This window comes from Escherichia sp. WS1450, from assembly GCF_046487395.1.
Taxonomy (GTDB): Bacteria; Pseudomonadota; Gammaproteobacteria; order Enterobacterales; family Enterobacteriaceae; genus Escherichia; species Escherichia coli.
In genome coordinates this window covers 1-6693 of record NZ_JBJQJO010000060.1, presented here as the reverse complement: position 1 = coordinate 6693, position 6693 = coordinate 1, and the positions used below count along the sequence as shown (strand labels likewise).

Below are 6693 nucleotides of genomic sequence, written 5' to 3'. Positions count from 1 at the left end.
GGTCTTTTCCAGCCATACAGTGTTGGAAAATTTAACGCGACAGCAGCCGTTGGTGGTTACCGTGATGAGCAGGCCATTGCGGTGGGCGTGGGCTACCGTTTCACAGAGAATGTGGCAGGAAAAGTTGCAGTTGCTGCAGGTGGGTCATCCGCATCGTGGAATGCTGGTGTGAATTTTGAGTTCTGACAGGTCAGGATTTAGATATCTGTCCCGGGGGGAGTCCCCCGGGATATAATGAGGTACAGAGATGCTGGATATAATCCTGGCGACGAGAGATATTTATTTTGAAAAAGCCCTGCGAGAGATATTTGGAACCGTAAGCAGTCGAATCAGATATATAGAAGATGCCATATCAGACAGAAGAAGGGTGCAGTCAGGCAGGTCATTCAGATATTATTTTGTATTCTGTGATGATGAGTATACAGATATTGTTCGTATTCTTTTTACCGGAGAGGCCTGCTGTATTCTGAATAAGTCGATGCTGAATCTGAGAGCGGCCGGAGGTGTGTTGACGCTGGAAGAGCGCAGAGCGGTACTGAACCGGTATTACAGAGGTTTAAGTATTGCGGAGATTACAGAAGAGACGGGGCAGAATGACAAGACGGTATACGGTCATCTTCGTCGTGCACTGCAGCGGTCTGGATTCCGGAAGGGGCGTTTTATAAAGGGGAGAGAAGCGGCGGGGGATTCAGGTGTTGAATAATGTATCTTATATTGTGATATCGGTGCTGCTGCTGTTATTTTTTGTTGTATTTGTGACGAATGGTTAAGAATAAAACATGAGTTGGTGATTATCAGGACAGGTTGCTTGTATATGAAGATAACAAAGGCGGCATTTATTTTTGCGCTGTCAGTGTGGAGTGTTGCTGTGATATGTCTTTTATTATTTGTACTGATTGTTCTGGGATAGCTATAGTGGAATTATTATTTTTTTAAGACTATGGTTTATATTTTTATTCGGCAATATTTCTGTAAACAATTAAATATCAGAAAGGCGTGTTGTATGCGTGAACACGCCTGAGTATGTATACAGAGATTGTTAATTTGGAGAGAATAATTACAGTTGTTATTTATTTGACGCCCTGATTAGTGAAAAAACCAGTCATCAGCAGTTTCCCAGACTTCCTGCAGCGTTTCCTGTATGAACTTCTGAGCGTTTTCTTTATCTACGGCTCTTAAAATGGTCAGTCCGTCATTACTGGCGGATTTTACTATAACCTCCACATCGTCATATCGTTTTCTGATACGGCGAGACATTTCCTGTTGTAGAGCAGGTACAGAGCCTTTTGGCATTTTAGTCATTTTCTCTTTGGCTATGCAGATCTCAATACGCATAAAAATCCCTCTACACTGTGTTTGTATACAGTGTTATTTTTAACTGTATGAATAAACAGTGTCAATAGAACAAAGATTGCTGCATGTACAAATGTTCTTTGGCTACAAATACACCTACTGATCATGTTCTGCTATGCTCTGATACCTCCAAAATGTACAATCAGCGGCATGAATTTTTCTTTGTACATATGATTGTACATAATCAAAGAGACAACAATTATGACAAGCCTTTTGGCCGCAGAGGTAGCGAAAAGAAGAACCTTTGCAATTATTTCTCACCCGGACGCCGGTAAGACTACCATCACCGAGAAGGTGCTGCTGTTCGGACAGGCCATTCAGACCGCCGGTACAGTAAAAGGCCGTGGTTCCAACCAGCACGCTAAGTCGGACTGGATGGAGATGGAAAAGCAGCGTGGGATCTCCATTACTACTTCTGTGATGCAGTTTCCGTATCACGATTGCCTGGTTAACCTGCTCGACACCCCGGGGCACGAAGACTTCTCGGAAGATACCTATCGTACCCTGACGGCGGTGGACTGCTGCCTGATGGTTATCGACGCTGCAAAAGGTGTTGAAGATCGTACCCGTAAGCTGATGGAAGTTACCCGTCTGCGCGACACGCCGATCCTCACCTTTATGAACAAACTTGACCGTGATATCCGCGACCCGATGGAGCTGCTCGATGAAGTTGAGAACGAGCTGAAAATCGGCTGCGCACCGATCACCTGGCCGATTGGCTGCGGCAAGCTGTTTAAAGGCGTTTACCACCTTTATAAAGATGAAACCTATCTCTATCAGAGCGGTAAAGGCCACACGATTCAGGAAGTCCGCATTGTTAAAGGGCTGAATAACCCGGATCTCGACGCTGCGGTTGGTGAAGATCTGGCACAGCAGCTACGTGACGAACTGGAACTGGTGAAAGGCGCGTCTAACGAGTTCGACAAAGAGCTGTTCCTTGCGGGCGAAATCACTCCGGTATTCTTCGGTACTGCGCTGGGTAACTTTGGCGTTGATCATATGCTGGATGGCCTGGTGGAGTGGGCCCCTGCGCCGATGCCGCGTCAGACTGATACCCGTACCGTAGAGGCGAGCGAAGACAAATTTACAGGCTTCGTATTTAAAATTCAGGCCAACATGGACCCGAAACACCGCGACCGCGTGGCGTTTATGCGTGTGGTGTCCGGTAAATATGAAAAAGGCATGAAGCTGCGCCAGGTGCGTACTGCGAAAGATGTGGTGATCTCCGACGCGCTGACCTTTATGGCGGGTGACCGTTCGCACGTTGAAGAAGCGTATCCGGGCGATATCCTCGGCCTGCATAACCACGGCACTATTCAGATCGGCGACACCTTTACCCAGGGTGAGATGATGAAGTTCACCGGTATTCCGAACTTCGCGCCGGAACTGTTCCGTCGTATCCGCCTGAAAGATCCGCTGAAGCAAAAACAGCTGCTTAAAGGGCTGGTACAGCTTTCCGAAGAGGGCGCAGTGCAGGTGTTCCGTCCGATCTCCAACAACGATCTGATCGTTGGTGCGGTTGGTGTGCTGCAGTTTGATGTGGTGGTAGCGCGTCTGAAGAGCGAATACAACGTTGAAGCAGTGTATGAGTCAGTCAACGTTGCCACTGCCCGCTGGGTAGAATGTGCGGACGCGAAGAAATTCGAAGAGTTCAAGCGTAAGAACGAAAGCCAATTGGCGCTTGATGGCGGCGATAACCTCGCTTACATCGCTACCAGCATGGTCAACCTGCGCCTGGCGCAGGAACGTTATCCGGACGTTCAGTTCCACCAGACCCGCGAGCATTAATTCTTGCCTCCAGGGCGCGGTAGCCGCTGCGCCCTGTCAATTTCCCTTCCTTATTAGCCGCTTACGGAATGTTCTTAAAACATTCACTTTTGCTTATGTTTTCGCTGATATCCCGAGCGGTTTCAAAATTGTGATCTATATTTAACAAAGTAATGACATTTCTGACGGCGTTAAATACCGTTCAATGCGTAGATATCAGTATCTAAAGCCGTCGATTGTCATTCTAACGATATTAATAACTGATTCAGAGGCTGTAATGGTCGTTATTCATCACCCATCGCTTTTGTGATGGCGACCATTGACTTCTGTAGAGGGTGAAGTCTCTCCCTATTCAGCAATGCAACCTCGTGTTGCCAGGCTCAAATTACGAGCAAACATACAGGAATAAATCGATGACTATGACAAGACTGAAGATTTCGAAAACTCTGCTGGCTGTAATGTTGACCTCTGCCGTCGCGACCGGCTCTGCCTACGCGGAAAACAACGCGCAGACTACCAATGAAAGCGCAGGGCAAAAAGTCGATAGCTCTATGAATAAAGTCGGTAATTTCATGGATGACAGCGCCATCACCGCGAAAGTGAAGGCGGCCCTGGTGGATCATGACAACATCAAGAGCACCGATATCTCTGTCAAAACCGATCAAAAAGTCGTGACCCTGAGCGGTTTCGTTGAAAGCCAGGCCCAGGCCGAAGAGGCAGTGAAAGTGGCGAAAGGCGTTGAAGGGGTGACCTCTGTCAGCGACAAACTGCACGTTCGCGACGCTAAAGAAGGCTCTGTGAAGGGCTACGCGGGTGACACCGCCACCACCAGTGAAATCAAAGCCAAACTGCTGGCGGACGATATCGTCCCTTCCCGTCATGTGAAAGTTGAAACCACCGACGGCGTGGTTCAGCTCTCCGGTACCGTCGATTCCCAGGCACAGAGCGACCGTGCTGAAAGTATCGCCAAAGCGGTAGATGGTGTGAAAAGCGTTAAAAATGATCTGAAAACTAAGTAATTCGTCGTAATTCGTCCTCCCGAACTTTGTCGGGAGGCGCGATGTGCACCACACTAAAAATATCGCATTGAGTGATTTTCACGCTCATATCAAGCGGTGACATTAACTATGGTAAAGGAGACGCTTATGTTTCGTTGGGGCATCATATTTCTGGTTATCGCGTTAATCGCCGCCGCACTTGGGTTTGGTGGTCTGGCCGGTACCGCTGCAGGCGCAGCTAAAATTGTCTTTGTCGTCGGGATTATTCTGTTCCTGGTGAGTTTGTTCATGGGCCGAAAACGACCCTAGATTTCAGACCATTAAGAAAATTTTATCCAAAGCCAGTCCAGCGGACTGGCTTTTGCGGTTTTAGCGAATAATAAATTGCGTTACTTTGTCATTCTTTCACAACAAAAACAGGAAGGCAGAGGTGGGGCAGCGAATACCTGTAACGCTTGGTAATATTGCGCCGTTGTCGCTAAGGCCGTTCCAGCCTGGACGAATAGCTCTGGTGTGCGAAGGCGGCGGACAGCGTGGAATTTTCACGGCTGGCGTGCTGGATGAGTTTATGCGCGCGCAGTTTAATCCTTTCGATCTTTATCTCGGCACATCTGCCGGGGCGCAGAACCTCTCGGCGTATATCTGCAATCAGCCCGGTTACGCGCGCAAAGTCATCATGCGCTATACCACAAAACGCGAATTTTTCGATCCATTGCGCTTTGTCCGTGGAGGAAATCTTATCGATCTCGACTGGCTGGTGGAGGCCACTGCAAGCCAGATGCCGTTGCAAATGGATACCGCCGCGCGGTTGTTTGACAGCGGCAAATCGTTTTATATGTGCGCCTGTCGTCAGGATGACTATGCGCCGAATTACTTTTTACCAACCAAACAAAACTGGCTGGATGTGATTCGCGCCTCCAGTGCGATACCTGGCTTTTATCGTAGCGGAGTGTCGCTGGAAGGCATTAACTACCTGGATGGCGGGATCAGTGATGCGATTCCGGTTAAAGAGGCGGCAAGGCAGGGAGCAAAAACGTTGGTCGTCATCCGCACCGTGCCGTCGCAAATGTACTACACGCCGCAGTGGTTCAAACGCATGGAACGCTGGCTGGGTGACAGTAGCCTGCAGCCGCTGGTCAATCTGGTGCAGCATCATGAAACCAGCTATCGTGACATTCAGCAATTTATTGAGAAACCACCGGGCAAACTGCGGATATTCGAAATTTATCCGCCGAAGCCATTGCATAGTATCGCGCTTGGCAGTCGGATTCCGGCGCTGCGTGAAGACTATAAACTTGGGCGTTTATGCGGTCGTTATTTCCTGGCAACGGTTGGCAAGCTATTAACTGAAAAAGCGCCGCTAACCCGCCATCTGGTGCCAGTGGTGACGCCGGAATCGATTGTCATTCCGCCTGCGCCAGTCGCCAACGATACGCTGGTTGCCGAAGTGAGCGACGCTCCGCAGGCGAACGACCCGACATTTAACAATGAGGATCTGGCTTGATTTGCCGTTTTATCGATACCCACTGCCATTTTGATTTCCCGCCTTTTAGTGGCGATGAAGAGGCCAGCCTGCAACGCGCGGCACAAGCGGGCGTAGGCAAGATCATTGTTCCGGCGACAGAGGCGGCAAATTTTGCCCGTGTGTTGGCATTAGCGGAAAATTATCAACCGCTGTATGCCTCGTTAGGGTTGCATCCGGGGATGTTAGAAAAACATAGCGATGTGTCTCTTGATCAGCTACAGCAGGCGCTGGAAAGGCGTCCGGCGAAGGTGGTGGCAGTGGGGGAGATCGGTCTGGATCTCTTCGGCGACGATCCGCAATTTGAGAGGCAGCAGTGGTTACTCGACGAACAACTGAAACTGGCGAAACGCTACGATCTGCCGGTGATCCTGCATTCACGGCGCACGCACGACAAACTGGCGATGCATCTTAAACGCCACGATTTATCGCGCACTGGCGTGGTTCACGGTTTTTCCGGCAGCCTGCAACAGGCTGAACGGTTTGTACAGCTGGGCTACAAAATTGGCGTAGGCGGCACTATCACCTATCCACGCGCCAGTAAAACCCGCGATGTCATCGCAAAATTACCGCTGGCATCGTTGTTGCTGGAAACCGACGCGCCGGATATGCCGCTCAACGGTTTTCAGGGGCAGCCTAACCGCCCGGAACAGGCCGCCGGGGTGTTTGCTGTGCTTTGCGAGTTACGCCCGGAACCTGCGGATGAGATTGCCGAAGTGTTGCTTAATAACACATATGCGTTGTTTAACGTGCCGTAGGCCGGATAAGGCGTTTACGCCGCATCCGGCAGTTGGCGCACAATGCCTGATGCGACGCTTGACGCGTCTTATCATGCCTACAAGTCTGTGCCGAACCGTAGGCCGGATAAGGCGTTCACGCCGCATCCGGCAGTTGGCGCACAATGCCAGATGCGACGCTTGACGCGTCTTATCATGCCTACATGTCTGTGCCGAACCGTAGGCCGGATAAGGCGTTCACGCCGCATCCGGCAGTTGGCGCACAATGCCTGATGCGACGCTGACGCGTCTTATCATGCCTACAGGTCTGTGCCGA

At 50.1% G+C, this 6693-nt stretch carries 8 protein-coding genes; 7 read left to right on the top strand and 1 reads right to left on the bottom strand.

Annotated elements, in window-relative coordinates; all coding sequences use genetic code 11:
• Together ACJHYR_RS26605 and ACJHYR_RS26600 are read left to right on the top strand one after the other, a co-directional pair.
• Nucleotides 1-186 (top strand): YadA C-terminal domain-containing protein (locus ACJHYR_RS26605; RefSeq protein WP_176541931.1); only part of this gene is annotated, 186 nt, incomplete at its 5' end.
• A gap of 61 nt (nucleotides 187-247) precedes the next feature.
• The gene (locus ACJHYR_RS26600) at nucleotides 248-703 is read left to right on the top strand and encodes a sigma factor-like helix-turn-helix DNA-binding protein (protein WP_000884153.1); all 456 of its coding nucleotides are present in this window, start codon (nucleotides 248-250) and stop codon (nucleotides 701-703) included.
• A 383-nt stretch (nucleotides 704-1086) separates the two neighbouring features.
• Here ACJHYR_RS26600 and ACJHYR_RS26595 read toward each other — a convergent pair whose 3' ends face one another.
• Nucleotides 1087-1335 (bottom strand): DinI-like family protein, encoded by a 249-nt coding sequence (locus ACJHYR_RS26595; protein ID WP_001217536.1) that lies wholly within the window; start codon nucleotides 1333-1335, stop codon nucleotides 1087-1089.
• 219 nt (nucleotides 1336-1554) lie between these two features.
• Here ACJHYR_RS26595 and prfC point away from each other — a divergent pair, with 219 nt between their 5' ends.
• The 5 genes from prfC (at nucleotide 1555) to ACJHYR_RS26570 (ending at nucleotide 6398) form a co-directional block, all read left to right on the top strand.
• A complete protein-coding gene (gene prfC, locus ACJHYR_RS26590) occupies nucleotides 1555-3141 on the top strand; it encodes a peptide chain release factor 3 (protein WP_000202563.1) in 1587 nt (528 codons plus the stop codon).
• Nucleotides 3142-3533: 392 nt separating this feature from the next.
• The gene (osmY, locus tag ACJHYR_RS26585) at nucleotides 3534-4139 is read left to right on the top strand and encodes a molecular chaperone OsmY (RefSeq protein WP_001295748.1); all 606 of its coding nucleotides are present in this window, start codon (nucleotides 3534-3536) and stop codon (nucleotides 4137-4139) included.
• A gap of 126 nt (nucleotides 4140-4265) precedes the next feature.
• Complete coding sequence (locus ACJHYR_RS26580; protein WP_000490275.1) at nucleotides 4266-4427, top strand: DUF1328 domain-containing protein; 162 nt, start codon at nucleotides 4266-4268, stop codon at nucleotides 4425-4427.
• 121 nt (nucleotides 4428-4548) lie between these two features.
• Entirely contained in the window at nucleotides 4549-5622 is a 1074-nt protein-coding gene (locus ACJHYR_RS26575) for a patatin family protein (RefSeq protein WP_000531527.1), read from the top strand.
• Nucleotides 5619-6398, top strand: coding sequence for a metal-dependent hydrolase (locus ACJHYR_RS26570; protein ID WP_000563029.1), 780 nt, complete (start codon nucleotides 5619-5621; stop codon nucleotides 6396-6398). Before ACJHYR_RS26575 ends, ACJHYR_RS26570 begins: the two co-directional genes overlap by 4 nt.
• The last annotated feature ends 295 nt before the right edge of the window (nucleotides 6399-6693 follow it).

Bases quoted from the DNA above. Each gene is read 5' to 3' on its own strand.
- prfC (WP_000202563.1), top strand. From the start codon at position 1,555: ATGACAAGCCTTTTGGCCGCAGAGGTAGCGAAAAGAAGAACCTTTGCA.
- ACJHYR_RS26595 (WP_001217536.1), bottom strand. From the start codon at position 1,335: ATGCGTATTGAGATCTGCATAGCCAAAGAGAAAATGACTAAAATGCCA.
- osmY (WP_001295748.1), top strand. From the start codon at position 3,534: ATGACTATGACAAGACTGAAGATTTCGAAAACTCTGCTGGCTGTAATG.
- ACJHYR_RS26600 (WP_000884153.1), top strand. From the start codon at position 248: ATGCTGGATATAATCCTGGCGACGAGAGATATTTATTTTGAAAAAGCC.
- ACJHYR_RS26580 (WP_000490275.1), top strand. From the start codon at position 4,266: ATGTTTCGTTGGGGCATCATATTTCTGGTTATCGCGTTAATCGCCGCC.